A 26,406-nucleotide genomic window follows, 5' to 3' on the forward strand; every position below is an offset into this window, starting at 1 on the left:
AAACGAATGCTGGCCAAGTGGTGACGAAATGTCACTGCGCGAGTTGGCGAGTGCTGATATTCCACCCCCTTAGGGGCGGATTCGCTGCCTGCGGACGTCGCGGAGGAACTCGTAGCCGGACCACATCGTCATCGCGACGGCCGCCGCGAGCATGGCCTGCGCGAGGTAGAAGAGGGCCTCGCCCAGCATTCCGGGCCAGAAGTCGAAGGCCCCTCCGTGCGCATCGCCGTGGGGCAACGGCATGATGAGACCGGCGAGCGCGACGGCCTGCAGGACGGTCTTGATCTTGCCGCTCTGCGCGGCGGCGATGACGACGTCCTTGAGGATCGACAGGCGCAGCAGGGTCACGCTCCACTCGCGCAGCAGCACGATGATCGTCACCCACCACCAGATGTCGCCGACGATCGAGAGGCCGATGAAGGCCATGCCCGTGATGGCCTTGTCGGCGATCGGGTCGGCGATCTTGCCGAAGTCGGTGATCAGGTTGTGCTTGCGCGCGAGGTCGCCGTCGATCTTGTCGGTGATCATCGCGACCGCGAACAGCCCGAACGCGATCCAGCGCCACGTCGGGTCGTTGCCGCCGTCGTAGAGCAGCGCCCAGCCGAAGAGCGGCACCATGGCGATGCGCAGCACTGTCAGCACGTTGGCGATGTTGAAGTTGGAGACCTGGTGGTCGGTGGTCATGCCGGGACTCCGTCCGTGCGAGCGATCAGGTCGACGCCGTCGGTGCCCGTGACAGTGGCCGTCACCAGGTCGCCGACGCCCGCGCGAGCGGCGTCGGTCAGCATCGTCGTACCGTCGACCTCCGGTCCCTGGTGGGCCGCCCGGCCCTCCACGACGTCGTCGTCGACGGACTCGACCAGCACGACCACCTGCTCGCCGACGCGCTCCTCGGCGCGCTGGGCGTTGAGCTCCTCGACGAGAGTGGTGACGTGCTCGGTGCGGGCGCGGATCTCGTCCTCGTCGAGCTTGACGTCGTCGGCGAAGCCCGCGGCCTCGGTGCCGTCCTCGTCGGAGTAGCCGAACACGCCCGTGACGTCCATCCGGGCCTCGACCAGGAAGTCGCACAGGGTCTGCAGGTCGTCCTCGGTCTCGCCCGGGAAGCCGACGATGACGTTGGACCGTACGCCGGCCAGCGGGGCCAGCGAGCGGATCTGCTCGAGCAGGCCGAGGAAGCTGTCAGGATCACCGAACCGGCGCATCCGCCGCAGCACCGAGGCGCTGGCGTGCTGGAAGGACAGGTCGAAGTAGGGCACCACGCCGGGCGTCGACGCGATCGCCTCGATCAGGCCGGGGCGCGTCTCGGCGGGCTGCAGGTAGGACACCCGCACCCGCTCGATGCCGTCGATGCCGCTCAGCTCGGGCAGCAGCGTCTCCAGCAGGCGGAGGTCGCCCAGGTCCTTGCCGTAGGACGTGGAGTTCTCGCTGACGAGGAAGAGCTCCTTGACGCCCTGCGTGGCCAGCCACTGGCCCTCCTGCAGGACGTCGCTCGGACGACGGCTCACGAACGAGCCGCGGAAGCTCGGGATGGCGCAGAAGGTGCAGCGCCGGTCGCAACCGCTGGCGAGCTTGAGGGGCGCCATCGGGCCGGCGTCGAGGCGACGGCGTACGGCGCGAGGGCCCGTCGCGGGAGCACCGGCACCGATCTCGGCGACGTCACCGACCGCGGGCTGGTCCTGGTGCCCCGGCACGGAGATCCCGGAGGCGTCGCGGTCGACCGGCGAGATCGGCAGCAGCCGCCGGCGGTCGGACGGCGTGTGCGGGTGGTGGGTCTCCCCCGCCACGATCGCCCGCAGGCGGGCCGCGATGTCGGGGTAGTCGTCGAAGCCGAGGACCGCGTCGGCCTCGGGGAGCGACTCGGCGAGGTCCTTGCCGTACCTCTCGGCCAGGCAGCCCACCGCGACGACGGCCTGCGCGCGGCCGCCGTGGCCGGCGGACGCCTTGAGGTCGGCCGCCTCGAGCAGCGTGTCGACCGAGTCCTTCTTCGCGGCCTCGACGAAGCCGCAGGTGTTGACCACGACGGTGTCGGCGTCCTCCGCGTCGTCGACCAGCACGAAGCCGCCCGCCTCGAGCCGTCCGGCGAGCTCCTCGGAGTCGACCTCGTTGCGGGCGCAGCCGAGGGTGACCACAGCAACGTTCAGCGGGGTCAGGGGAAGGTCTGTATCAATCGTCATCGCACCGTGAGTATGCCCGTTCCGGCCGTGCGGACTGCCATCCCGGGCCCACGTGATCCCCGGCTGACCGGCACTTCCTGAGCTTGTCAGGCCGTGCACGGGCCGACAACCTCAGCGATCCCCGGCTGACCGGGGATCGCTGGAGAGCAGGCGGGCATCAGTCGGTGACGAAGGTGCCCTGACCGGCGACGCCGGGCTCGCCGACCGGGCGGGCGTCGCCGCCGGCCAGCGAGACGGTGACGGCACCGTCGGAGGACATCACGCGCACCGGGGGCGAGGCCTTGAGCTCGCGGGTCTGGCCCACGGCGAGGTTGCCCTTGAAGACCTGCTCCCCCGCGCCGTCGCGAACGACGACCTGGGCGCCGCCCGACGCGGCGCTGACGACGACCGCCACCGGCTCGGCCAGAGGGGCCGTGCCGGCGCCCTGCGGGCCGCCGGAGCCGTTGAGGACCGGGGTGGCGCCGCGCAGCTCGGGCGGGGTGTCCATGACCAGCCGGGCGATCGACCAGGCGAGCACGAGGGCCATGACGACGGCGACGAGCACCGACCAGTTGGGACCGCCACGCGTGCCGCGGATGGAGCCGTGGGCGCCGGTGGCGAGCTCGGCCTCGAAGACGCGACGCGGGTTGATCGGCGCGCGGGCGTAGCGCTCGTCGTACGACGCCAGCAGCGGCGCGACGTCGATGCCGAGGACGCGGGCGAGCGTGCGCAGGTGGCCACGCGCGTAGAAGTCGCCACCGCAGGGCTCGAAGTCGTCGACCTCAACGGCCTCGATCACGTGCGGACGAATGCGGGTGCGGTCGGCCAGCTGGTCGACGGTCAGGCCGAGGCGGGTGCGGGCCGCGGCGAGCTCGGGACCGATGACCGGGTCCTCGGCAGGCTCGACCTCGAAGTCGTCGAGCACCAGCGGCTCCACCGGCTCCCCCGGCCGGGCGATCGCGCGGACGCGGTCGCCCCAGGACTGGGTCTCCTCCACGAGGCTGACCCGACCGGGGCGGCGCAGCTCGCGACCCTCCGGCTCGTCCTCGTCGACGACGACGTCGCGCCGCACCTCGGAGCGTCGGGCAGCGCCGGTCTCGCGGAGCGCGGCCGGCGTCGGGCTGGCGACGACGACCGGCACGACGACCTCGGGCTCCGCGGACACGGATGCCGCGGGGACTGCGAGCGCCTCGGACGCCTCTGTGGCCTCGGGAGCGTCGACGGACCCTGCGTCCTCGACGGGAGCCTCGACGTTCTCGGAGTCCTCGACCTCCGCGGCGGCCGGCTCGAGGACGACGATCTGGCTGGCGTCACGAGCCACGCGGCCGAGGGCCTCCGTCAGGTCGCCGTCGGCGCCGATGACGCGCGTCGAGAGCCCGAGCGGGACGGCGAACGGGGCGCCGTGCAACAGGCGGGAGATGCTCGTGTGGCGCTTGCCGGCGCCGGTGAGCTCGGCCTCGATCAGCTCGAGGTTGTGGGGTACGACGACCAGACGGCCGTCGCGCAGCAGGCCCTGCCGCGGCGTGTGCTCCACGTGGTGCACCGCCGTCCAGGGCAGCCCACGCCAGGTCCGGCCCAGCCGGATCCGGATCCCCTGCGCGTCGGCGACGAGCAGCGGGGTGCGGGCGTCGACGAGGCTGACGAGCCAGTAGGCGCCCAGGAGGCCCATCGCGAGCACGAAGGCCCAGTCGAGCACCGACCCGGTCTGGGTGGCGCGACCGAGGTAGGCGATGGCGACCGCGGAGGCGGTCAGCCCGACGCCGCCCGCGACGGCGGCGCTGCGGCGTACCTCCACCGCGTCGGGAGCGACGGTGAGCGACTCGTGCTCCCCGGTCTCGTTCCAGGTGGTGTCGTCCTCGTGCACTGCTGCGGCGCCCATCAGGCTCCCCCCTCCAACGTGGCGATCACGGAATCGAGCTCGTCCGGCTTGACCAGGACGTCACGGGCCTTGGAGCCCTCACTGGGGCCGACGACCCCGCGGCTCTCGAGGATGTCCATCAGCCGGCCCGCCTTGGCGAAGCCGACGCGCAGCTTGCGCTGGAGCATCGAGGTCGAGCCGAACTGCGTGGAGACGATCAGCTCGATGGCCTGCACCACGAGCTCCATGTCGTCGCCGATGTCGTCGTCGAGCTCGCGCTTGGACTCCTTCGGCGCCGTCACCTCCTCGACGTAGGTCGGCTCGAGCTGGTCCTTGCAGTGCTTGACGACCTGGTGGATCTCCGCCTCGGTGACCCACGCGCCCTGGACACGCACCGGCTTGGACGCGCCCATCGGCAGGAAGAGACCGTCACCCTGGCCGACCAGCTTCTCCGCGCCCGGCTGGTCGAGGATCACGCGGCTGTCGCCGAGCGAGCTCGTCGCGAACGCGAGTCGGGACGGCACGTTGGCCTTGATCAGGCCGGTCACCACGTCGACCGAGGGCCGCTGCGTGGCGAGCACCAGGTGGATGCCGGCCGCGCGGGCCAGCTGGGTGATGCGGACGACCGAGTCCTCGACGTCGCGCGGCGAGACCATCATCAGGTCGGCCAGCTCGTCGACGATGACGAGGAGGTAGGGGTACGGCGTCAGCGTGCGCTCGCTGCCCGCGGGCACCTCGACCTTGCCGGCCCGCACTGCCTTGTTGAAGTCGTCGATGTGACGGAAGCCGAAGTTGGCCAGGTCGTCGTAGCGCATGTCCATCTCGCGCACGACCCACGCCAGCGCCTCGGCGGCCTTCTTGGGGTTCGTGATGATCGGGGTGATCAGGTGTGGCACGCCCTCGTAGGCGTTGAGCTCCACCCGCTTCGGGTCGACCATGATCATCCGCACCTCGTCGGGCGTCGACCGCATCAGGATCGAGGTGATCAGCGAGTTGATGAAGCTCGACTTTCCGGAGCCCGTCGCACCGGCGACCAGCAGGTGCGGCATCTTGGCCATGTTGGCCACCACGAAGCCGCCCTCGACGTCCTTGCCGAGCCCGGCCACCATCGGGTGGTGGTCCGAGCGGGCCGTGGTGGACCGCAGCACGTCGCCGAGGGAGACGATCTCCTTGTCGACGTTGGGGATCTCGATGCCGATCGCCGACTTGCCGGGGATCGGGCTCAGGATCCGCACGTCGGCGGAGGCCACGGCGTAGGCGATGTTCTTCGACAGCGCGGTGACCTTCTCGACCTTCACCGCGGGGCCGAGCTCGACCTCGTAGCGGGTGACCGTCGGACCGCGGGTGTAGCCGGTGACGGTGGCGTCGATCCCGAACTCGTCCATCACCTGCATCAGCCGCTCGACGACCGCGTCGCTGGCCTTGGAGCGCGCCTTGTGCGGCGAGCCGGGCTTGAGCGAGGAGTTGTCGGGCAGCGAGTAAGTGATGTCGCCCGACAGCGCGAGCTGCTCCACGCGGGCCGGCAGCGGTGTGTGCGGCGGCGGCTCGACCGGACCCGTGTCGTCCTTGCCGCCCGCTGCGGCGGGGGCCACGGCCGGGGTGACCGCGGTGGGGGCGTCGGCCGAGGAGTCACCCGAGTCGATCGGGTCGGCGAACAGGTCGATCCCGTAGTCCTCCTGGGGCTCGACCTCCTTCTTCTTGCGACGCTTGCGCAGCTCGCGGTCGCTGAGGACCGGGCTGTCGTAGGCGGGGTCGCCCATCTCGGGGTCGATGTCGTCGTCCAGCATCGAGCGGCGGCGCGTGCGCACCGGCTTGGTGGGCTCGTCGCCCTCGGCCTCGACGGCCGGGGTGCGGCCGAGGGCCTTGTCGCGCAGCTCGGCGAGCCGGACCGGCACCTGGTAGACGGGCGTCGCGGTGATGATCAGGACGCCGAAGACGGCCAGCAGCGTCAGCAGCGGCACGACGACGTACGTCGTCTGCATCAGGTCGAGCAGCAGGCTCGAGGTGACGTAGCCGACGGCGCCGCCGGCCTCCTGGAGGTTGGTGGCGTCGCCGAGCACCGGCTGCGGGTTGCCGTTGGCGATGTGCACGATGCCGAGCAGCCCGAGCGTGAAGGCGGCCCACCCGATGACCTGTCGACCGGCGGGACCGTTGCGCTCGGGGTCGCGCAGGGTGCGCCAGCCGGCGTAGACGAGGAACAGCGGCACGAACCAGCCGACCTTGCCGACCGCGCCCGACGTCACCGACCGGGCGAAGTCCATCACTCCGCCGGGCAGCTGCCACCACACGGCTGCGGCCACGACCATGGCGAGGCCGAAGAGGAACAGGCCGACGCCGTCGCGGCGGTGCTCGGGGTCGAGGTCGCGGGCGGACTGCCCGATCGACCGCGCGACCGAGCCGACGGCGTGGGCGATGCCGAGCCACACCGCTGCGACACCTCGCCCGAGCATGCCGAAGCTGCGCGCTACCGGACCGGGTCCGCTCCTGACGGCACGAGGTGCCGGGCGCGCGCTCGAGCCGCTCCGGCCCTTCGCTGAAGAGCGAGGGGCGGGGCGCTTGCTGGTACTCCGTGATCGGGTGCTCGAACCCTTGGTGGTGCGCTTGGATCCAGACGTGCTCGAGCTCCGCGACCCCGGCGGGGAAGACGTACGGGTCGCCATGGTCAGACCCTACGGCCACGTCACACCCGTCACACGGACCACACGAGTGCGTGTCGTGCGACCGCACCCCTTGGGGGGGCGGATCGAGCACCCTCCCTTCCCATTGTCGGACGTCCTACCTATGGTGATCCCGGTCACTCGGGCGACTCTGCTTCCGGGTGCTACTCGGAAATCGGAGGAACCAGAGTGAAGCTCCTCAACAGAGGACTTGCACTCGCCGTCATGGGGGCTGGCCTTGCCGCGCTCCCGACGATCGGCGTGCAAGCAGCACCGGCCGCACAGGCCGACCCCAACGGCGTCGCAGCCATGGCCGACCGGGCCAGTGGCGAGGTCGCCGTCACGCGGGAGGAGGCGACCAAGAAGGTCGGCTTCATCCGCGTCAAGGGCGACGGAGACCTACTCCCGTCCGTCGAGGGCAACTCCCTCGACGCGGCGAGGGACAAGGCCGACGCCTACCTCGACCAGTACGCCGCCAACTTCGGCGCGCGACCGGACGAGCTGGTCCGGACCGGCGTCGCGGAGTCCGCGGCCGGCTGGACCGCCACCTACACCCAGTCCTACAAGGGCGTCGACGTCTTCGGCTCCATGCTGCGGGTGCAGGTCGACCACGAGGGCGACCTGACCGCGGTCAACGGCTACGCCGCGCCTGACCTGTCGCTGTCCGTCGACCCGCGCATCAGCGCGGACGACGCCGGCAAGCGCGCGGTCGGCCTGGTCCGCGAGGACCCGCCCGCCCACGACGGCGAGACGGCCGACCTCACCGGCATCGCGCCGAAGAACAGCGAGCTCGTCGTCTACCGCATGGGCGCGACCCGGGGCGAGGCCGGCACGGCCGTGCTCGCCTACCAGGTCGAGGTCACCAACGACGACAACGTCCGCGACGCCGTCTTCATCGACGCGCAGACCGGCAAGTCGCTCAACCGCTGGTCGATGGTGCACGACGCCCTCAGCCGCGAGCTCTACGAGAAGAGCCCCGCGCCGGCCAACCGGGTGTGGAAGGAGGGCGACCCGTTCCCGGGCACCCTCAACGCCGACCAGCAGAACCTCGTCAACTCCGCCGGTGAGTCCTACTGGCTCTACGAGAACGCGTTCGGTCGCGACTCCTACGACGGCAACGGCGCCATCATGCGCACGGTCAACAACGACCCGCGCATCAGCTGCCCCAACGCCAACTGGAACGGCGTGACGACGAACTACTGCGACGGCGTCACGTCCGACGACGTCGTCTCGCACGAGTGGGGCCACGCCTACACCGAGTACACCTCCGGCCTGATCTACCAGTACCAGTCCGGTGCCCTCAACGAGTCCTACTCCGACGTGTGGGGCGAGACGCTCGACATGGTCAACGGTCGCGAGGACGAGGGTGAGAACTTCGCCGCCAAGCGCGCCGTGGGCGACTGCGACAAGACGGCGCCTCCCGGCCTCGACATGCGCATCACGGCCCCGGCCAACCTCGCCGGACCGTGCGTGGCGGTGGCAGCCACGGGTGCGAAGCCCTTCACCACCACCGCCGTGACGGCTGACGTCCTCGTCGGCACCGACGCCGCCAACGCCGCCGGCCCCACCACCACCGACGGCTGCTCGGCGTTCACCAACGCGAGCGCCGTCGCCGGCAAGTGGGCCTACGTCGACCGCGGCACGTGCCCCTTCGCCACGAAGGTGGCCACCGCCAAGGCCGCCGGCGCCACCGGCATCGTGATCGGCAACAACAACGTCGACCCGCCGGCCGGCTTCACCGGGGACCCCGCGCTCTACGGCGTGATGGTCTCGCAGGCGGACGGCTCGCGCTTCAAGACGGGCGCGGGCGCCAAGACCGTCTCCGTCACGGCCGACGACGTCACGACGCGACCCGACACCACCCGCTGGCTCATGGGCGAGAAGTCCACGGCCTTCGGCGGCGCGATCCGCGACATGTGGAACCCCACGTGCTACGGAGACCCGGGCAAGGTGACCGACGCCGAGTACAAGTGCGACCCGACCGGTGCCGACGCCGGCGGCGTGCACAGCAACTCGGGTGTGCCCAACCACGCCTACGCGCTCGTCGTCGACGGCGGCGAGTTCAACGGCCAGGCCGTGACCGGGCTCGGTCTCGACAAGGCCGCCGCCATCTGGTGGCGCGCCCAGACCGCCTACCTGACGCCGCAGTCCAACTTCATGGACGCGGCCACCGCGTTCGAGCAGTCCTGCGCCGACCTGGTCGGACAGCCGATCAACAAGCTCACGACCGCGCCCAACGCCACCCCGGTCGCGGCGACGCCGATCGCCGCGGGCGACTGCGCGTCGGTCCAGGCCGCCACGGCCGCGACCGAGATGCGCACCGAGCCGGTGAAGTGCAACTTCACCGCGCTGCTCGACAAGGACGCCCCCGCCACCTGCGGTGAGGGCTTCACCGAGGACGTGCTGTGGAGCGAGGACTTCGAGGACGGCCTGGCCGGCTGGACCACCAGCAACGAGGTGGTCTTCGATGGCGGCATCCACGAGCCGTGGCAGTCGGTGGCCTCGGCCCCGGCCGGCACCGGTGACCCGCACGCCAGCAAGGTGGCCTTCGGTCCCGCCCCGGACGAGGGTCAGTGCACCAACGGCGCCGGCGACTTCTCCAGCCGTGACTCGATCGCGAGCCCGGTCGTGCAGCTGCCCGACAGCCTGCGCTCGGCCAAGCTCACCTTCGAGCACTACGTCGCCACGGAGATCGGCTACGACGGCGGCAACGTCAAGATGAGCATCAACGGTGGCGCGTTCACGGCCATCCCCGCCGCGGCCTACCTCTACAACGAGCCGACCACGCTCACCGGCCCGGCCACCAACACCAACCCGCTCGCGGGCCAGCCCGGCTTCACGGGCACCGATGGTGGCCAGACCAAGGGCAGCTGGGGCGAGTCGCAGGTCGACATCGCCGCGGCCGGCGCCGAGCCGGGCGACACCGTGCAGCTGCGCTTCGACATCGGGCGCGACGGCTGTGGTGGCAACGAGGGCTGGTACGTCGACAACGTCCAGATCGTCGACTGCAAGCTGATCAGCGAGACCAAGGCCGTGCACCGTCCCGAGCCGTCCACCTACGGCACCGCCTCGACCGCCGAGGTCACCGTGGGCCGGGTCGGTTCCGTCGGCGGCTCGCCCGAGGGCACGGTGAGCATCACCGACGCCAAGGGCAAGGAGCTGGGCTCGGCCACCCTCGCGGGTGGCAAGGCCTCGGTCGCACTGCCGGCCGACCTGCCGGTGGGTGCCAACAAGCTCACTGCCACCTACAGCGGCAGCGACTCGCTGGCGACCTCCACCGCGGCGTTCACCGCCACGGTCGTCGCGGACTCCACGCCGGGCACGGAGTCCTCGCGCACGATCGCCAAGGTGTCGCCGAAGAAGCCGCGCTTCAAGAGCGACTTCACGGTGATCGGCAAGGTCCGGACCAAGGGCGACCTCGTCCCCAGGAGCAAGGTCGTCTTCCGGATCGACGGCAAGAAGGTCGGCACCCGGAAGCTCGATGACGGACGGGCGGTGATGACGGTCCGCAAGAACTACCGGCCCGGCAAGCACACGCTCGTGGTCATCTACAAGGGCTCCAAGCTGGTCGAGGGCAGCAAGGACAAGCTGACCTTCCGCATCAAGCGTCGCTGACCCCGGTCACCGACCGCACCACCTGACACACCCGAGGGCCTCGGCGGATCTCCGCCGGGGCCCTCGGTGCTGTCCGGCCCGGCTCAGACCAGGCGGTCCAGCCAGGGCAGCACCACCAGGAGCGTAGGCAGGGCCAGGATGGCCGCCGCGAGCACGGACACCGCTGCCGACTGCCACGGGTGCGGGCGGGTGTCGCGCAGCACCTCGACCCGGGCGGCGAGGCTCGACCCGGCCGACCCGAGCGACCCGGCGGGCGCCGGCGACCCCGCCAGGGTGACCAGCGCGGAGACCAGGTCCCGGCGACCGCCCGTCCGGCACGCCGCACGGTCGGCGAGCACCTCGACGAGCACCTCGACCTCGCGGCGGGCCGACGCGCTGGCGACCCATCGCGGGAACGCCAGGTGCAGGACCGTGAAGGCCTCCAGCACCAGGTCGTGGCGCGACCGCAGGTGCGAGCGCTCGTGCTCGAGGACGGCGCCGAGCTCGGCCGGCGCGAGGCGGGTCAGGGTCGAGCGGGACACGACGATGCGCGAGCGGCTCATGCCGGGCACGCAGTAGGCCACCGGCACGTCGTGGTCGAGGACCGAGACTCCCCCGTCCACCCGGGCGACCAGGTCGACCCGCTCGCGGTGCAGACGTCGCATCCGGCGCAGCGAGGTGCCGGTGCGGTGCCCGCTCAGCAGGAGCCGCGCCAGCACGACCACGGTGACCGCTCCCGCGAGACCGGCCACGACGACGTCGGCGGGGCCGACCGGGTCCTCCCAGAGGTGCGCGGTCACCAGCGACAGCCCTGCACCGAGCGCGGCGAGGACGGCGGCCAGCGCGGCGCTCTGCCAGAGCAGCATCGCGGCGGCCGGCGTACGACGGAGCCCGGCCCAGCGGGAGAGCACCCACGGCAGTGGGCCGGCCAGGAGCACGGCGAGCACGCCGAGCACGACAGGGGTCGGCATCGCCGGCACCCCGGTCAGGCCAGGTCGTCGAGGGCGCGTCGCAGGGCCGCGAGGTCCTCGGCGCTGGCCTCCCCCACGAACGACACCAGGGCCTGCTCGCGGTCGTCGCGCGTGCCCTCGAGCGCCTCGTGCATGACCTCGGCGGTCATCGCGGCCCGGGTGAGTCGTGGTGCGTAGCGGAACGCTCGTCCGTCGCGCTCGCGGACCACGACGTCCTTGCGGGCCAGGCGGTCGAGCACGGTCATCACGGTCGTGTAGGCCAGGTCGCGGCCGTCACGCCCCTGGAGCCGGTCGTGCACGGCGCGACCACTGGCCCCCGGGCGCTCGGCATCGGTGCCGTCGAGGTCCCACAGCGTCTCGAGGACGGCCTGCTCGAGCTCTCCCATCCGGGACCTTGGACTCATGGAACAGGAGTCTAGGGGCCCTGACCCGCGAATTACGACACGGCGTAGTATCTACTACACTTTGTAGTAACTCCTTCGCCGAAAGGGTCCCATGGACGTCCTCGACATCGCCCGGTGGCAGTTCGGGATCATCACCGTCTACCACTTCCTGTTCGTACCGTTGACGATCGGACTCACCGCGGTCATCGCGGGGCTGGAGACCGCGTGGCTGCGCACCGGCAAGGAGGACTACCTCCGGCTGACGAAGTTCTTCGCCAAGCTCTTCCTCATCAACTTCGCCATCGGCGTCGTGACCGGGATCGTCCAGGAGTTCCAGTTCGGGATGAACTGGTCGGACTACTCGCGCTTCGTCGGCGACGTCTTCGGGGCGCCGCTCGCGATCGAGGGACTGCTGGCCTTCTTCCTCGAGTCGACCTTCCTCGGCCTCTGGATCTTCGGCTGGGACAAGCTCCCCCGCGGCCTGCACGCCGCCTGCATGTGGCTGGTGCACCTCGGCACCCTCGCCTCGTCGTGGTTCATCCTCGCCGCCAACTCCTGGATGCAGCACCCGGTGGGCTACCGCTACAACGCCGAGGCCGGCCGCGCCGAGCTGACCGACTTCTGGGCGGTGATGTTCAACAAGGTCCAGGTCGTGACGTTCCCGCACGTGATCTTCGCGGCGTACATGACCGCGGGCGCCTTCCTGCTCGGGGTCTCGGCCTACCTCTACATGAAGAAGAAGCACGAGGCCGACCGTCCGATGTACCACCGCGCCATCCGCATCGGCGCGGTCATCACGCTGCTCGCCGGCATCGGCGTGGCCGTCACCGGCGACCTGCAGGGCAAGGTGATGACCGAGGTGCAGCCGATGAAGATGGCGGCCGCGGAGGGCCTCTACGAGACCAGCGAGAGCTGCGCGCCGTTCTCCGTCTTCACCCTCGGCACCCCCGACGGGAAGGAGGAGAAGTTCGCCGTCACGGTCCCCTGCCTGTTGTCCTTCCTCGGCACCGGATCCTTCGACGGGAAGGTCGAGGGCATCAACCCGCTGCGCGAGCAGTACGCCGAGACCTACGGCTCGGACCCGTCCTCGACGGCCTTCACCGAGGGTGACTACACCCCGGTGATCCCGGTGACCTACTGGTCGTTCCGCTTCATGATGGGCCTCGGCATGTTCGCCGCGGCCGGCGCGGCACTCATCCTGTGGCTGACGCGCAAGGGGCGTACGCCTGGCGTCCGCTGGCTCGGCGTGCTCGGGCTCAGCCTGCCGATCGCGACCACGCTCGCGTCGTCGTGGGGATGGATCTTCACCGAGATGGGCCGCCAGCCGTGGGTCGTCTTCGGGCTGATGACCACCGAGTCCGGCGTCTCGCCCGGCGTCTCGGTCTTCGAGGCCGCCACGTCGCTCGTCGTGCTCACCTCGCTCTACGCCGTGCTCGCGGTGATCGAGGTCAAGCTCCTCGTCACCTACGTCAACAAGGGCGCGGATCCCTATCTGGAACCACCCCGCGTCAAGATCGGCGGCTCCGACGACGAGGACGCCCCGCTCACCTTCGCCTACTGACCGCCCGCCGGACCACGAGAGAGACACCAGAGAGACACCATGGAACTGACCACCGTCTGGTTCGCCCTGATCGCCGTCCTGTGGGTCGGGTACTTCTGCCTCGAGGGCTTCGACTTCGGAGTGGGGATGCTGCTGCCCGTGCTGTCCCGCAACGAGACCGAGCGACGCGTCATGATCAACACCATCGGGCCGGTGTGGGACGGCAACGAGGTCTGGGTGCTCGTGGCGGGCGGCGCGACCTTCGCCGCCTTCCCCGAGTGGTACGCCACCCTCTTCAGCGGGTTCTACCTGCCGCTGCTGATCATCCTGGTCGCACTCATCGTGCGCGGGCTCTCCTTCGAGTACCGCCACAAGCGTGAGGCCGACAGCTGGAAGGGCCGCTGGGACCTCGCCATCATCTGGGGGTCGCTCGTGCCGGCCGTGCTGTGGGGCGTCGCCTTCGCCAACATCGTCGCGGGCGTGCCGATCGACGCCGACAAGGAGTTCACCGGCACGCTCCTCACCCTGCTCAACCCCTTCGGCCTGCTGGGCGGGCTCGTCACGCTGACGCTCTTCGCCACGCACGGCGCGATGTTCGTCGCGCTCAAGACCGACGGCGACATCCGCCACCGCGCCCGCGACCTGGCGGTACGGATCGGCGCGGTCRCCGCCGTGCTGGCCGTGGTCTTCCTGACGTGGACGCAGCTGAAGACGGGCACCGGCGTCTCGGCGGTCGTCTTCGTGGTCGCCGCGCTGTCGCTCGTCGGCGGCCTGCTCGCGGCGGTGCGCGGCCGGGAGGGCTGGGCGTTCGTCGGCACCTTCCTCACGATCGGCCTCGCCGTCGCCGGCCTGTTCGTGGCGCTGTTCCCCGACGTGATGCCGTCGACGACCGATCCCGCCTTCTCGCTCACCACCACCAACGCGGCGGCGACGGCGTACACGCTGAAGGTGATGACGTGGGTCGCGGTCGTCTTCACCCCGATCGTCCTCGGCTACCAGGCGTGGACCTACTGGGTGTTCCGCAAGCGGATCGCCGTGCACCACATCCCCACGCCGGTCCTCGCGGACGCCGCGAAGTGAAGCCGGTCGGCCCGGCGGTCCTCCGCCACCTCCGTCCGGCCCGCGGCGCCCTGGCGCTGGTCGTCGCGAGCGGGGTCGTCGGGGGGCTGGCCACGGTGGCGCAGGCCTTCGCGCTGGGTGCGCTCGTGGTCGCAGCCGTCACCCCGCCGGCCGGCGGCTGGACGGGTGCCGCGTGGGCGTTCACCGGTCTGGTGCTGCTGCGGACCGGTGCGGCGTACGTCGGCCAGCGGGCGGCGGCCCGTGCGGCGGGCGAGGTCTCCGGGGCGCTGCGGCAACGGCTCCTGGACGCCGCACGCCGCAGCGACGACCTGTCGCCCGCCCGCCTCGTCGTGCTGGCCACCCGCGGCGTCGCCGGCGTCGAGCCCTACGTCACGCGCTACCTCCCCGCGCTCGTGCCGGCCGTCGTCCTCCCCCTCGTCGCGCTCGCCGCGATCACCTGGCTCGACCCGCTCTCGGGCCTGGTGGTCGCGCTGACGCTGCCGCTGGTCCCGGTCTTCGCCGTGCTGGTCGGGCTCACGACCCGCGACCGCGCCCGCACGCAGTGGCGCGCGCTCGAGGCGCTCTCGGGGCACTTCCTCGACGTGGTGCGCGGGCTGCCGACCCTCGTCGCCCACCGCCGCGCCGAGGCGCAGGTCGCCACGATCCGGTCCGTCACGCACCGCTACCGCCGCGCGACCGTCGACACCCTCAAGGTCGCCTTCGCCTCCTCGTCGGTGCTGGAGCTGATCGCCACCCTGTCCGTCGCGCTGGTGGCGGTGACGGTGGGCCTGCGGCTCGCGTCGGGGAGCGTCGGTTTCCAGGTCGCCCTCACCGTCCTGCTGCTCGCCCCCGAGGCCTACTGGCCGCTGCGCCGCGTGGGCGCGGAGTTCCACGCGGCAGCCGAGGGCACCGCCGCCCTCGCCGACGCCGACGGCCTCCTGGCGCGGGCCGGCCTGGTCGAGACCGGCACGGCGCTGCCCACCGCGACCGGGCTCGTGCTGCGCGACCTCGAGATCGGCTACTCCCCCGGCGCTGCCCTGACCCGTCCGCTCGACCTCGAGCTGCCCGAACGGGGCCTGGTCGCCATCGCCGGGCCGTCCGGCTGCGGCAAGTCGACGCTCCTGGCGACGATCCGCGGCGAGCTGGCGCCCGTGGCCGGCGACGTCCGGCTCGGCGGCACCCCTCTCGCGGACCTCGACCCGGGCTGGTGGCGCAGCCTGGTCGGGTGGGCACCGCAGCGACCGTGGCTGCTGGCCGACACCGTCGGCGCCAACGTGCGGATCGGCCGCCCCTCGGCCGGCGACGACGAGGTCTGGGAGGCCCTGCGCAGCGTCGGCCTCGCCGACGTCGTACGCGCCCTCCCCCACGGCCTGGAGACGCCGCTCGGTGAGGACGGTGCCGGCCTGTCCGCCGGCCAGCGGGCCCGCGTCGCGCTCGCCCGCGTCGTGCTCGCCGGACGCCCGGTCGTGCTCCTCGACGAGCCGAGCGCCCACCTCGACGAGGAGACCGAGCAGGTCCTCCTCGAGACCCTCGCCCTCCTCGCGCAGCGCAGCCTGGTGGTCGTGGTGGCCCACCGGCCGGCCGTGCTCGCGGCCGCCGACCGGGTGGTCGAGCTGGTGCCGGCGACCGCCACGGTGGCCGCCCGCGACACCCGACCGGCCGCTGCGGACGTCGTACGCCCTCGCCGTCCGGCGGCCCCTGCGGTGGTCCCGGACGAGGACGACGAGCGTCAGCCGCGGTGGGGCATCCGGACGGCCACGCTGCTCGGTGCCCTGTCCACCGCGTCCGGCGTCGCGCTCACTGCGACCGCGGGCTGGCTCATCACCCGCGCCAGCGAGCAGCCGCCAGTGCTCTACCTGATGGTGGCGATCGTCGGGGTCCGCCTCTTCGGGCTCGCCCGCCCGGTGCTCCGTCACGCCGAGCGCGTGCTCAGCCACGACGTCGTCCTCCGCGAGCTGGCCGAGCGCCGAGCCAGGGTCTTCGCCGACCTCGTCCCGCTGGTCCCCGGTCGCCTCGGCCCGCGCCGCGGTGACCTGCTCACCGGTGTCGTCGACGACGTCGACGCCCTGCTCGACGACCGGCTGCGGGTGCGCCAGCCGCTCGTCACCGCGGCGCTGGTCGGCGTCGGCGCCGCCGTGCTCACCGCCCTCGTCGCCCCGGCGGCGGGCGCGGTCGTGCTGCTGGTCGCCGGATCGGGGGCGCTCGCGTTCGTGCTCGCCCGCCGCGGAACCGCCGCCGCGGAGCCGCTCGTGGTCTCGCACCGCGCACTGCTCGGGACCCGGGTCGAGGAGCTCGCGCACGGACTGCGCGAGCTCGAGCAGTGGGGCGCGACGGACCGGGCCCTCGACGCCGTCCGCCAGGAGGCGGCGGGGGTCGCCCGGGCCGTACGACGCTCCTCCCGCGCCGTCGCGACCGGCACGGCCCTCACCAGCGCGGCAGCCGGGCTGGGCGTGGTCGCCGTGGCCGCCCTCGTCGACCCGGCGGCCACCTCCCCCGCCCGCCTGGCCCTGCTGCTGCTCGTGCCCCTCGCCCTGGCAGATGCCGTCGGCGGGCTGGCCGACGCAGGCGCGCTCTCGGTGCGTGCACCTGCGGCCCGCGAGCGCCTCGACCGGCTCGCCGTCACCGCGCCAGCGGTCAGCGACCCCGCCGCTCCCCTGCCCCTGCCCGACGGCCACGGCGTCGTGGTGCACGGTGCCGAGCTGGGGTGGACCGACCGTCCGGCACTGGCGCTCGACCACCTCGTCCTCCGTCCGGGTGAGCACCTCGGGATCACCGGGCCTTCCGGGTGCGGGAAGTCCACCCTCGCCGCCACCCTCGTCCGCTTCATCGACCCGGTCAGAGGTGAGGTGCTGCTCGAGGGGACCGACCTGCGGCGGCTGGCCCTCGACGACGTACGCCGCCGGGTCGGGCTGGTCGACGACGACCCCCACGTCTTCGCCTCGACGGTCGCCGAGAACGTCCGGCTCGCCCGACCGGACGCCGACGACGACGAGGTCCGCGCGGCGCTGGACCGGGCGTGCCTCGGCCCGTGGGTGGACGGCCTGCCCGCCGGCATCCACACCCACGTCGGTGCGGGCCGACGCGAGGTGTCCGGAGGCGAGCGCGCGCGCCTGGCGCTGGCACGCTCGCTGCTGGCGGACCCGCCAGTCCTCGTGCTCGACGAGCCGACCGCCCACCTCGACGGGCCCACCGCGCGGGCCGTCGCCGAGGAGATGCTCGACTCGGCGGCCCGGGTCGGACGGTCGATCCTGTGGATCACCCACGGCACGGTCGGGCTGGACGCGATGGACCGGGTGGTGCACCTCGAGGCGGGGACGGACGCCTCGGTCAGTCGGCCTGCTCTCGCGGCGAGCGCAACGGGAGCGTGAAGGTGAACGTGCTCCCCTGACCCAGCTCGGAGGAGACCGACAGGGTCCCGCCGTGCGACTCCGCGATCCGCTGCGCGATCGGGAGCCCGAGCCCGGTGCCCGGCACGGAGAGCGCGTTGGGGTTGGTGGAGCGGTGGAACGCGGAGAACACGTGCTGCTGGTCGGCCATCGAGATGCCCAGGCCGGTGTCGGTGACGTCGACGCTCACCTGGTCGTCGCCGACCGTCATCGCGACTGACACCGACCCGTCCTCGGGCGTGTACTTCACGGCGTTGTCGACCATGTTGTCGATCACCCTGGCCAGCTCCTCGGGGTCGCCGAAGACCACCACCGGTGTCGTCCCCGGTCGGTCGAAGTGGAGCCCGACGCCGGCCTGCTTGGCGCGGATGCTGAGCAGGTCGACGCTGGCCTCGCACAGCTCGGCGATGTCGACGGCCCGGCGCACCGTCTCGCGCCTGCCCTGGATCCGCGAGTAGTGGAGCAGGTTGGCGACGAGGTTGTTGAGCCGGCCGGCGTTGCGGATGATCGCGTCGATCGAGGAGAGCTCGGGGTGCCGGTCGGCGAGGAGCTCGGCGTGGCCGAGGATCGCGGTGAGCGGCGTCTTGAGCTCGTGGGAGATCGTCGCGATCAGCTCGCTGCGGTAGCGGGCGAGCTCGCGCAGCTCCTGGACGAGGCGCTGCTCGGTCTCCAGGACGCGGGAGGCGCGGACGGTCTGGGCGAGGAGGCGGCCCACCTCGAGCACGGCGTCGGCCTCGTTGGCGGTCACGGCGCGGGCGTGGCGGGCGAAGCCGAGCACGAGGTAGCCGACCAGGTCGTCCTGCGACACGAGCGGCGACACGAGCGCACGGTCGACGCGCATGCCCCGCATCAGCTCTTGCATCCGGGCCGCGCTGCGGGGCAGCTGAGGTGACGACGGGTCGTCGACGCCGAGCTCGATGAGCACGGGGAGGTCCTCGAGGCGGGTGAGGTCCTCGCGGATCTCGGGCACGTCGTGCTCGGAGGTGAAGGCGTACGGCGTCCCGACGCCGAGCTGGCTGCCCTGCGCGTCGGAGGGGAAGGTGCGGACCACGGTCTGCACCGTGCCGAGGGACTCGGCGACGGCCACCACGGCTGCGCCGAGCGCCTGGGACAGGTTCTGGGCGGTCGAGGCGCCGGCCACCGTGGTCAGCATCCGGTCCAGGCGCACCCGGTCGGTGAGGCGCTCGCGCTCGCGTGCGTTGGACAGTGCGACGCCCGCCTGCACGGCGAACATCTCGAGGAGCTCGCGGTCGGCCTCGTCGGGCACCCGGCCGTCGGCCGGGAGGTCGACCGCCATGTTGCCGAGCAGCTCGCCGCCCGCCGAGTAGAGCGGTGCGTAGAGGGCGTGCTCTGGGTGCCACGCGTCCGGGTCACCGGTCGGCTGGAACTCGGGGACCCACGCCGCCTGCAGCCGCGCCGCCGACATCCGCCCGGCCGGGACGAAGCGGAGGATGCCCCACTTGTCGGCCTCGCGGAACTCGTCGAGGATCTGCTCGGCCGGGGTGCGGCGGTAGAGGATCTGCGCGACCACCTCGGACGGGCCGGCGACGTTGGTCATCACCAGCACGTCGCCCTCGAGCCGGGCGATGGCGGCGACGCCGTAGCCCAGCACGTCGACGACCCCGTGGGCGATCTCCTCGAGGATCACCTCGGTGTCGGTGGAGGAGTTGACGCGCCGCATCAGCTCCGCCAACCGGCTCAACGCACCCTGGCTGCGCGGCATGCCCCACCTCCCCACCCAGGTCCGACGGCCCGCAGCTGCTGGTACCGCCGTACGCTCCCGCGTCGATGCTAGGGCCGTCAGGCCTCGATCACCACAGGAATGATCATCGGACGCCGGCGGTGCGCGCGGTTGACCCAGCGACCGACCACGCGGCGGATGGTCTGCTGGAGCTGGTGGGAGTCGGTGACGCCCTCCTGCACCGCCGCGGCGATCGCGTCGATGATCGGCTGCCGGATCTCGTCGAACGTGGTCTCGTCCTCGGCGAACCCGCGGGCGTGGATCTCCGGGCCGGAGACCACCTTGCCGGTCACGGAGTCGACGACGACGATGACCGACAGGAAGCCCTCCTCGCCGAGGATCCGGCGGTCCTTCATCGAGGCCTCGGAGACGTCACCGATGGTCGTGCCGTCGACGAAGACGTAGCCGACCTCGACCTTGCCGGAGATCTTGGCGACACCGTCGACCAGGTCGACGACCACGCCGTCCTCGGCCAGCACGACGTTCTCCACACCGGTCGCCCGGGCGAGGTCGGCGTTGGCGCGCATGTGGCGGACCTCGCCGTGGACCGGCATCACGTTGCGCGGCTTGACGATGTTGTAGCAGTAGAGCAGCTCGCCGGCGCTGGCGTGGCCGGAGACGTGCACGAGCGAGTTGCCCTTGTGCACGACGTTGGCGCCCAGTCGGGACAGGCCATTGATCACGCGGTAGACCGCGTTCTCGTTGCCCGGGATGAGCGAGCTGGCGAGGACCACCGTGTCGCCCGGCTCGAGGTGCACGAAGTGGTGGTTGCTCTGGGACATCCGGCTCAGCGCCGCCAGCGGCTCGCCCTGCGAGCCTGTCGAGATGAGGACCTGCTTGTGGGGCGGGAGGTCGGCGAGCTCCTTGGCCTCGACCATCACGCCGGGCGGGACGGTCAGGTAGCCGAGCTCCTGCGCGATGGCCATGTTGCGCACCATCGAGCGGCCGACGTAGCCGACCTTGCGGCCGTGCGCCACGGCCGCGTCCAGCACCTGCTGCACGCGGTGCACGTGCGACGCGAAGCAGGCCACGATGATGCGCTTCTCGCTCTTGGCGAAGACGCGGTCGAGCACCGGCGCGATGTCCTTCTCGGAGGTGGTGAACCCCGGCACCTCGGCGTTGGTGGAGTCGGTGAGGAACAGGTCGACGCCCTCGTCGCCGAGGCGCGCGAACTCGTTGAGGTCGGTGATCCGACCGTCGAGCGGGAGCTGGTCCATCTTGAAGTCGCCGGTGTGGAGCACGACGCCGGCACCGGTGCGGATGACGACCGCGAGCGCGTCGGGGATCGAGTGGTTGACCGCGACGAACTCCAGCACGAACGGGCCGAAGGTGATCGTCTGGCCCTCGGCGACCTCGTACTGCGCCGTCTCCTTGAGGCGGTGCTCGCGCAGCTTCGAGCCGAGCAGGGCCAGGGTCAGCTTGGAGCCGACGAGCGGGATGTCGCCGCGCTCGCGCAGGAGGTACGGCGTGGCGCCGATGTGGTCCTCGTGGCCGTGGGTCAGCACCAGCGCCTCGACGGCGTCGAGGCGGTCCCTGATGGGCTCGAAGTCGGGGAGGATCAGGTCCACGCCGGGGTGGTGGTCCTCGGGGAACAGCACGCCGCAGTCGACGAGCAGCAGTCGACCGTCGTACTCGAAGGCGGTCATGTTGCGGCCCACCTCGCCCAGCCCACCGAGCGGGATGACCCGGAGGCCTCCTGCCGGGAGGGGGGCGGGCGCGCTCAGGTCGGGGTGGGGATGGCTCAAGGTATTCCTCGGGTTCGTTGTCAGTGGTTCAGATGAGGCCGGCGGCAGCCAGGCCCGTGCGGAGCGCCACGACCTCGTGGTCGTCGAGCGCGACGAGCGGGCCGCGGACGCGGCGGTTGTCGAGCACGCCGAGCAGCTCGAGGGCTGCCTTGGCGGTGGTGGCGCCGTAGTTGGGGACGCCCATCACGGCGTCGAAGGCCGGGAGGAGCGACGTGTGGATGCGGAGGGCCTCGGCGTGGTCGCCGCTGACCCAGGCGTCGATCATCGACGCCAGCTGGTCGCCCGCGGCGTGCGCGACGACCGAGACCAGGCCCACGCCGCCGTAGGCGAGGTAGCCCAGGGTGGCGACGTCGTCGCCGGAGTAGACGGAGTAGCCCATCTCCACCAGCTGGGCCGTGCGCGGCAGCAGGCCGGAGGCCTCCTTGACCGAGGTGACGTGGTCGTAGCGGCGCATCGCCTCGTAGGTCTCGAGCTCGATGAGGCTCGCCGTGCGGCCCGGCACGTCGTAGAGCATGACCGGGAGGTCGGTCGCCTCGGCCACGGAGGTGAAGTGGTGCTGCAGGCCGACCTGGCCGGGCTTGTTGTAGTAGGGGCTGACGAGCAGCACCCCGTCGACGCCGATCTTCTCCGCCTGGCGGGCCAGCTCGACCGAGTGGGCGGTGGCGTTGGTGCCGACGCCCGCGATGACGCTGGCGCGGTCGCCGACCGCGTCCTGGACGGCTCGGAGGATCTCGCCGTCCTCGGCCACCGAGGTGGTGGGGCTCTCCCCCGTCGTCCCGCTGACGACGACCCCGTCGTTGCCGTGGTCGACGAGGTGCGTCGCGATCCGCGCGGTGCCCTCGAGGTCGACACTGCCGTCCTCGTGGAACGCGGTGGCCATCGCGGTGAGGAGGCGGCCGAACGGGACGGAGGAGCTCATGGTCGAAGGTTATCGCCCCGGTCCGGGATGACCTCCAGCGCCGAGCCGGGTGCCTGTCGGAGGTCTGCCCTACGCTCGCGACATGGCGTACGACGAGGAGCTGGCGCAGCGCATCCACGACCTGCTCGACGGGGAGCCCGGCGTGACGTCGAAGAAGATGTTCGGCGGGCTCGGCTTCATGGTCGACGGGCACATGGCGGTCGCGGCCGGGAGCCAGGGCTCCCTCATGGTGCGGGCCGACCCGGCCGACGGCGAGGAGTGGGTCGACGGCTCGTCGGTGACGCCGATGGAGATGCGTGGCCGGCCGATGGCCGGGTGGCTGCTGGTTGCCTCCGAGGGGCTGGCCGACGACGACCAGCTCCAGCTGTGGGTCGACCGTGGCGTCGCCTTCGTCCGGACGCTGCCGCCCAAGTGAGCGCCGACCTCGTCCTCCCTGGGTGGCTCACCCCGGCCCAGCGGGCCACCATCGTGTCCCTCGCCGAGCGCAACGAGGCGGCGCACGGCGACGACCTGCTCGGGCTCGTGCTGAGCGGGTCGGCGGCCCGTGACCTCGCCACCGAGCGCTCCGACCTCGACGTGATCGTCGTGCTGACCGACGAGGCCGCCGCCGGACGCTCGACCGCCAAGTCCCGCGAGGTCGACGAGGCGGTGGACTCCTGGTCCGAGCTGCAGGACGTCCCGATGTTCGGCACCGAGGACTGGTGGCAGCGCTGGTCCTACGCCTGGGCGCCCGTGCTCCTCGACCGCACGGACGGTGCGTTGGTCGATGCCGTACGCCGCCAGGCGACGCTGTCACTGGAGGAGGCCGACGGCGTGCTGATCGACCACGACCGGCTCGACGGCTGGCTCAACTTCGCCTACCGCGCCCTCAAGGACGACCGCGACGGCCGCCCGCTCGAGACGCGCCTCGACGCGGCCGAGTCGGTGCCGTGGCTGCTCGACGTCGTCTTCGCGATGGCCGGCCGGGTGCGCCCCTACAACAAGTACCTCCCCTGGGAGCTCCGCACCCACCCGCTCACCGGGTGGCCGGCCGACGACCTGCTCGGGCTGGTCGAGCGCACGCTGGAGGGCGACGTGGACGCGATCCGCGAGACCTTCGCCCGGGTTCGCCCGGCCTGTTCGTCCTACGACGCCGCCCGCGGCCACACCCTCACGACCGACATGGTCGAGGGCTGGGGCGAGGAGCTGCGGCTGTTCGAGGTGCGCGCCGGCTGAGGGCCCGCTCAGGCCTTGTCGGCGGTCGCCCGGATGACGGGCAGCACGTGGTGCTCGAGCATCGGCGCGAGGTCGTCGGGGTGGTCGTGCAGCGGGGTCCAACGCACCTCCGCGATCTCGGCGGACGCCACCGGGTCGGCGTCGGACTCCACCCAGAACACCGTCGAGTGCAGCGAGTGTCCGGGCTCGTTGGCCGCCTCGGAGAGGAACTCGCCGAGCAGGGTGGCCGACTCGATCTCCAGGCCGACCTCTTCGTAGGTCTCCCGCAGCGCGGCCTCCCGGGCCGACTCGCCGGGCTCGAGCTTGCCGCCGACCAGCATGAACCGCTCGGTCCCCCGCTTGCGGACCGTCAGCACGTGCCCGTCGCGCACGAGCGCGACGGCCGCGACGACGATGTGCCTGTCCCGGTCGACCTCCATGGGCCGAGGATCGCAGGTGCGCCCGGACAGCACGCAGCCACCCTGACCGGGGCTTACCCGGCGGGTGGCTGAGTGATGCTGCTCGCTGGTCCGTCAGCCGCCTCTCGGCGAAGGGCCGCTCGTAGCGGCAAGTGGTGAGGCCCGGGGGCTTGATGCGGAGCCAGCTGTCCGGTCCAACGACGACCGGGCGGGGTTCATTCCCGACGCTCCTGGGGTCGCGCGTGACGCCCCCACCGCCCCGGGAGGTTCCCCGGATATCCGGGGATCGCGCCGCCGCGGACGGGCTACGAGCCCAGCGCGCGGCGTACGGAGTCGAGGGCCTCGTCGTCCGTCAGGCCGAGCGAGCGCGCGGTGGCGACGTACGACGACGCGGCCTCGCGCAGCGACCGCTGGACGCCCGACCCGGCGACGAACGTCCCGGCGCGGCCGCGGGTCTCGACGACACCGAGCGCCTCGAGCTCCTTGTAGGCGCGGGCCACGGTGCCGGGCGCGAGGTCGAGCTCGTCGGCGAGGGCACGCACGGGCGGCAGCCGGAAGCCCGCCTCGAGGGTGCCCGCGTCGACCTGCGCCCGGAGGCCGTCGCGCACCTGCTCGAAGGGAGGCACACCGGAGGACGGGTCGACGGCGAGGTTCACGCGGCCGGGTCCATCCGCTCCAGCCACACGCGCTCGTAGCCGTCGAAGGTCTCGCGACGCGTCTCCACCCACTCCCCGGTGGGGAACTGCGGGTAGTGCACGTCCCCCTCGGGCTCGAGGTCGACCTCGGTCAGCACCTGGTGGGTGGCGTGCGGCAGCAGGGCGTCGTAGACCTCACCGCCACCCGCGACCATCAGGTCACCGGACTGGCCGCCGGCCAGGGCCAGCGCCTCCTCGACCGTGTGGGCGACCAGCACGCCCTCGTGGCTCCAGCCGAGGTGGCGGGTCAGCACGATCGTCGTCCGACCGGGCAGCGGCCGGCCGATGGACTCGAAGGTCGTGCGGCCCATGAGGAGGGTGTGCCCCCACGTGAGCTCCTTGAACTGCGCCTGCTCGCCGGGGAGGCGCCACGGGATGTCGGGACCGTTGCCGATCACCCGGTTGCGGGCGTGGGCCGCCACCAGCACGACCCTCTGGTCGGGCCGGAGCGAGCCGGTCATACGGCGATGGGCGCCTTGATGCCCGGGTGGGGGTCGTAGCCCTCGACGGCGATGTGCTCGAGGTCGAAGCCGTCGATCTCGGTGACGGTGGGGTCGAGGACGAGGCGCGGCAGCGGGCGCGGCTCGCGCGAGAGCTGGAGCTTCGCCTGCTCGACGTGGTTGAGGTAGAGGTGAGCGTCACCCATCGTGTGCACGAAGTCGCCCACCTCGAGGCCGGTCACCTGGGCGACCATGTGCGTCAGCAGCGCGTAGGACGCGATGTTGAACGGAACGCCGAGGAAGGTGTCGGCCGAGCGCTGGTAGAGCTGGCAGGAGAGCCGGCCCGGTCCGTTCGGGGTGGGCTCGACGTAGAACTGGAACATCGTGTGGCAGGGCGGCAGGGCCATGTCGTCGACGTCGGCGACGTTCCACGCCGAGACGATGTGGCGGCGCGAGTCGGGGTTGGTGCGGATGCCCTCGACGAGCCGCGAGACCTGGTCGACGTGCCGGCCGTCGGGGGTCGGCCAGGACCGCCACTGGTAGCCGTACACGGGACCGAGGTCGCCGTTGTCGTCGGCCCACTCGTCCCAGATGGTGATGCCGCGGTCCTGCAGCCACTTGACGTTGGTGTCACCGCGCAGGAACCACAGCAGCTCACCGAAGACCGAGCGTGTGTGCACCTTCTTGGTGGTCACGAGGGGGAACCCCTCGGACAGGTCGAAGCGCATCTGGTGGCCGAAGACGCTCAGCGTGCCGGTCCCGGTGCGATCGGTCTTCTCCACTCCCTCGTCGAGGATCCGCTGGAGCAGGTCGAGGTAGGCGCGCACGGGACGACTCTACGGCCTCCTACGGCCCTCCTACGATCGCGGCACGCGCGCCTCGGCCACGACGCACTCGACGTCGAAGACCAGGTCGGTACCGTCGCGCCACGGCGCGTCCAGGGCGTCATACGCCGCTCGCAGGCGGGCCTGCACCTCGTCGGTCTGCTCGCGCCACAGGACGCCGAAGTTGCCGACCGAGGTGAGCCCCTCCCACAGGTCGTCGGCGGCGACGCGCCACCGCCAGGCGTGCGTGCCGGCGTGGGTGACCGCGAGCCCGGCCTCGCCGAGGATGCCGGCGAGCCCGTGGGGCGAGCGCTCGAAGTCGCGGTCGGCCGGCAGCCGGGGCGACGGGGAGCGGGTGGCGCCGGCTGCGTCGAGGAGCCCGCTCCACATCACCGCCTGCGGCGGTGGGGTCGCGCCCCAGATCGTCGCGCGCACGGTGCCGCCGGGCGCGGCCACCCGCGCCAGCTCACGCGCTCCGGCGCGGGGGTCGTCGACGTGGTTGAGCACGAAGGACGCCGTCACCGCGTCGAAGCCGTCGTCGGCCAGGGGCAGGTCGGGCAGGCCGCCCACGACCACGTCAGCGCCGAGGACTGCCGAGGCCAGCGCGGCCATCTCCGCGTCGGGCTCGACTCCGACGGCGTCGTGCCCCGCCTCACGGGCTGCCTGGACGAGCGCGCCGGTGCCGCACCCGACGTCGAGCAACCGCCCGTCGCGCGGCAGGCCGGCCACCAGGGTCGGGATCGCGCCGGCGCACAGGCCGGCGAAGCTGCGTGCGTAGGCGTGCGCCACGCCTGTCCAGAGTGCTTCGGCCACGAGGCGCGACCCTAG

The 26,406-nt window shown here is 72.1% G+C and carries 20 protein-coding genes; 6 read left to right on the top strand and 14 right to left on the bottom strand.

Going from position 1 to position 26,406, the window contains the following annotated elements; genetic code table 11:
- Positions 1-69: 69 nt before the first annotated feature.
- From pgsA to ACXJKB_RS16760, 4 genes are all read right to left on the bottom strand, one after another.
- On the bottom strand, positions 70-684 hold the full coding sequence (gene pgsA, locus ACXJKB_RS16745; protein WP_457190320.1) for a CDP-diacylglycerol--glycerol-3-phosphate 3-phosphatidyltransferase: 615 nt from the start codon (positions 682-684) through the stop codon (positions 70-72).
- On the bottom strand, positions 681-2,141 hold the full coding sequence (rimO, locus tag ACXJKB_RS16750; protein ID WP_457190373.1) for a 30S ribosomal protein S12 methylthiotransferase RimO: 1,461 nt from the start codon (positions 2,139-2,141) through the stop codon (positions 681-683). Before rimO ends, pgsA begins: the two co-directional genes overlap by 4 nt.
- Positions 2,142-2,331: 190 nt before the next feature.
- A complete protein-coding gene (locus ACXJKB_RS16755; RefSeq protein ID WP_457190322.1) occupies positions 2,332-4,032 on the bottom strand; it encodes a helix-turn-helix domain-containing protein in 1,701 nt (566 codons plus the stop codon).
- Positions 4,032-6,671, bottom strand: a complete 2,640-nt coding sequence (locus ACXJKB_RS16760; protein WP_457190324.1) for a DNA translocase FtsK 4TM domain-containing protein — start codon at positions 6,669-6,671, stop codon at positions 4,032-4,034. The genes ACXJKB_RS16755 and ACXJKB_RS16760 overlap by 1 nt, the downstream gene beginning before the upstream one ends.
- Before the next feature lie 222 nt (positions 6,672-6,893).
- Here ACXJKB_RS16760 and ACXJKB_RS16765 point away from each other — a divergent pair, with 222 nt between their 5' ends.
- Positions 6,894-10,283 carry a M4 family metallopeptidase gene (locus ACXJKB_RS16765; RefSeq protein WP_457190326.1) on the top strand — a complete coding sequence of 1,130 codons (3,390 nt, stop codon included), beginning with the start codon at positions 6,894-6,896 and terminating at the stop codon, positions 10,281-10,283.
- An 83-nt stretch (positions 10,284-10,366) separates the two neighbouring features.
- Here ACXJKB_RS16765 and ACXJKB_RS16770 read toward each other — a convergent pair whose 3' ends face one another.
- Both ACXJKB_RS16770 and ACXJKB_RS16775 read right to left on the bottom strand, forming a co-directional pair.
- On the bottom strand, positions 10,367-11,233 hold the full coding sequence (locus ACXJKB_RS16770; protein ID WP_457190328.1) for a M56 family metallopeptidase: 867 nt from the start codon (positions 11,231-11,233) through the stop codon (positions 10,367-10,369).
- Positions 11,234-11,247: 14 nt separating this feature from the next.
- Positions 11,248-11,637, bottom strand: a complete 390-nt coding sequence (locus tag ACXJKB_RS16775) for a BlaI/MecI/CopY family transcriptional regulator (RefSeq protein WP_300052650.1) — start codon at positions 11,635-11,637, stop codon at positions 11,248-11,250.
- A 91-nt stretch (positions 11,638-11,728) separates the two neighbouring features.
- Here ACXJKB_RS16775 and ACXJKB_RS16780 point away from each other — a divergent pair, with 91 nt between their 5' ends.
- From ACXJKB_RS16780 to cydD, 3 genes are read left to right on the top strand one after another with little or no spacing between them, the layout of a single operon-like run.
- The gene (locus tag ACXJKB_RS16780) at positions 11,729-13,177 is read left to right on the top strand and encodes a cytochrome ubiquinol oxidase subunit I (RefSeq protein ID WP_457190330.1); all 1,449 of its coding nucleotides are present in this window, start codon (positions 11,729-11,731) and stop codon (positions 13,175-13,177) included.
- Between the two features lie 39 nt (positions 13,178-13,216).
- Positions 13,217-14,236, top strand: a complete 1,020-nt coding sequence (gene cydB / locus ACXJKB_RS16785) for a cytochrome d ubiquinol oxidase subunit II (RefSeq protein WP_457190332.1) — start codon at positions 13,217-13,219, stop codon at positions 14,234-14,236.
- Positions 14,233-17,583: a thiol reductant ABC exporter subunit CydD gene (cydD, locus tag ACXJKB_RS16790; RefSeq protein WP_457190334.1), complete on the top strand. Its 3,351-nt coding sequence runs from the start codon at positions 14,233-14,235 to the stop codon at positions 17,581-17,583. Before cydB ends, cydD begins: the two co-directional genes overlap by 4 nt.
- Here cydD and ACXJKB_RS16795 read toward each other — a convergent pair.
- The 3 genes from ACXJKB_RS16795 to dapA all read right to left on the bottom strand — a co-directional run bounded on the left by ACXJKB_RS16795 (position 17,543) and on the right by dapA (position 22,006).
- Positions 17,543-19,324, bottom strand: a complete 1,782-nt coding sequence (locus ACXJKB_RS16795; protein ID WP_457190336.1) for an ATP-binding protein — start codon at positions 19,322-19,324, stop codon at positions 17,543-17,545. The two genes, cydD and ACXJKB_RS16795, sit on opposite strands and share 41 nt — an antisense overlap.
- A gap of 77 nt (positions 19,325-19,401) precedes the next feature.
- A complete protein-coding gene (locus tag ACXJKB_RS16800) occupies positions 19,402-21,087 on the bottom strand; it encodes a ribonuclease J (RefSeq protein WP_457190338.1) in 1,686 nt (561 codons plus the stop codon).
- A gap of 28 nt (positions 21,088-21,115) precedes the next feature.
- Positions 21,116-22,006 (bottom strand): 4-hydroxy-tetrahydrodipicolinate synthase, encoded by an 891-nt coding sequence (gene dapA / locus ACXJKB_RS16805; protein WP_457190340.1) that lies wholly within the window; start codon positions 22,004-22,006, stop codon positions 21,116-21,118.
- Positions 22,007-22,088: 82 nt separating this feature from the next.
- Between dapA and ACXJKB_RS16810 the strand changes: the two genes are divergently transcribed.
- Both ACXJKB_RS16810 and ACXJKB_RS16815 read left to right on the top strand, forming a co-directional pair.
- Positions 22,089-22,421 (top strand): TfoX/Sxy family protein, encoded by a 333-nt coding sequence (locus ACXJKB_RS16810; RefSeq protein WP_457190342.1) that lies wholly within the window; start codon positions 22,089-22,091, stop codon positions 22,419-22,421.
- Positions 22,418-23,221: a nucleotidyltransferase domain-containing protein gene (locus ACXJKB_RS16815; RefSeq protein ID WP_457190344.1), complete on the top strand. Its 804-nt coding sequence runs from the start codon at positions 22,418-22,420 to the stop codon at positions 23,219-23,221. Before ACXJKB_RS16810 ends, ACXJKB_RS16815 begins: the two co-directional genes overlap by 4 nt.
- Positions 23,222-23,229: 8 nt before the next feature.
- Here the strand turns inward: ACXJKB_RS16815 and ACXJKB_RS16820 are convergent, their stop codons facing one another.
- From ACXJKB_RS16820 to ACXJKB_RS16840, 5 genes are all read right to left on the bottom strand, one after another.
- Complete coding sequence (locus tag ACXJKB_RS16820; RefSeq protein WP_457190346.1) at positions 23,230-23,640, bottom strand: NUDIX hydrolase; 411 nt, start codon at positions 23,638-23,640, stop codon at positions 23,230-23,232.
- A gap of 284 nt (positions 23,641-23,924) precedes the next feature.
- Positions 23,925-24,275, bottom strand: a complete 351-nt coding sequence (locus tag ACXJKB_RS16825) for a GntR family transcriptional regulator (RefSeq protein WP_457190348.1) — start codon at positions 24,273-24,275, stop codon at positions 23,925-23,927.
- Entirely contained in the window at positions 24,272-24,775 is a 504-nt protein-coding gene (locus tag ACXJKB_RS16830) for a dihydrofolate reductase (protein WP_457190350.1), read from the bottom strand. The genes ACXJKB_RS16825 and ACXJKB_RS16830 overlap by 4 nt, the downstream gene beginning before the upstream one ends.
- Positions 24,772-25,581 carry a thymidylate synthase gene (locus ACXJKB_RS16835; RefSeq protein ID WP_457190352.1) on the bottom strand — a complete coding sequence of 270 codons (810 nt, stop codon included), beginning with the start codon at positions 25,579-25,581 and terminating at the stop codon, positions 24,772-24,774. The genes ACXJKB_RS16830 and ACXJKB_RS16835 overlap by 4 nt, the downstream gene beginning before the upstream one ends.
- 30 nt (positions 25,582-25,611) lie before the next feature.
- Positions 25,612-26,391: a class I SAM-dependent methyltransferase gene (locus tag ACXJKB_RS16840; protein WP_457190354.1), complete on the bottom strand. Its 780-nt coding sequence runs from the start codon at positions 26,389-26,391 to the stop codon at positions 25,612-25,614.
- Positions 26,392-26,406: the final 15 nt, after the last annotated feature.

Source organism: Nocardioides sp. P5_E3, assembly GCF_054049275.1.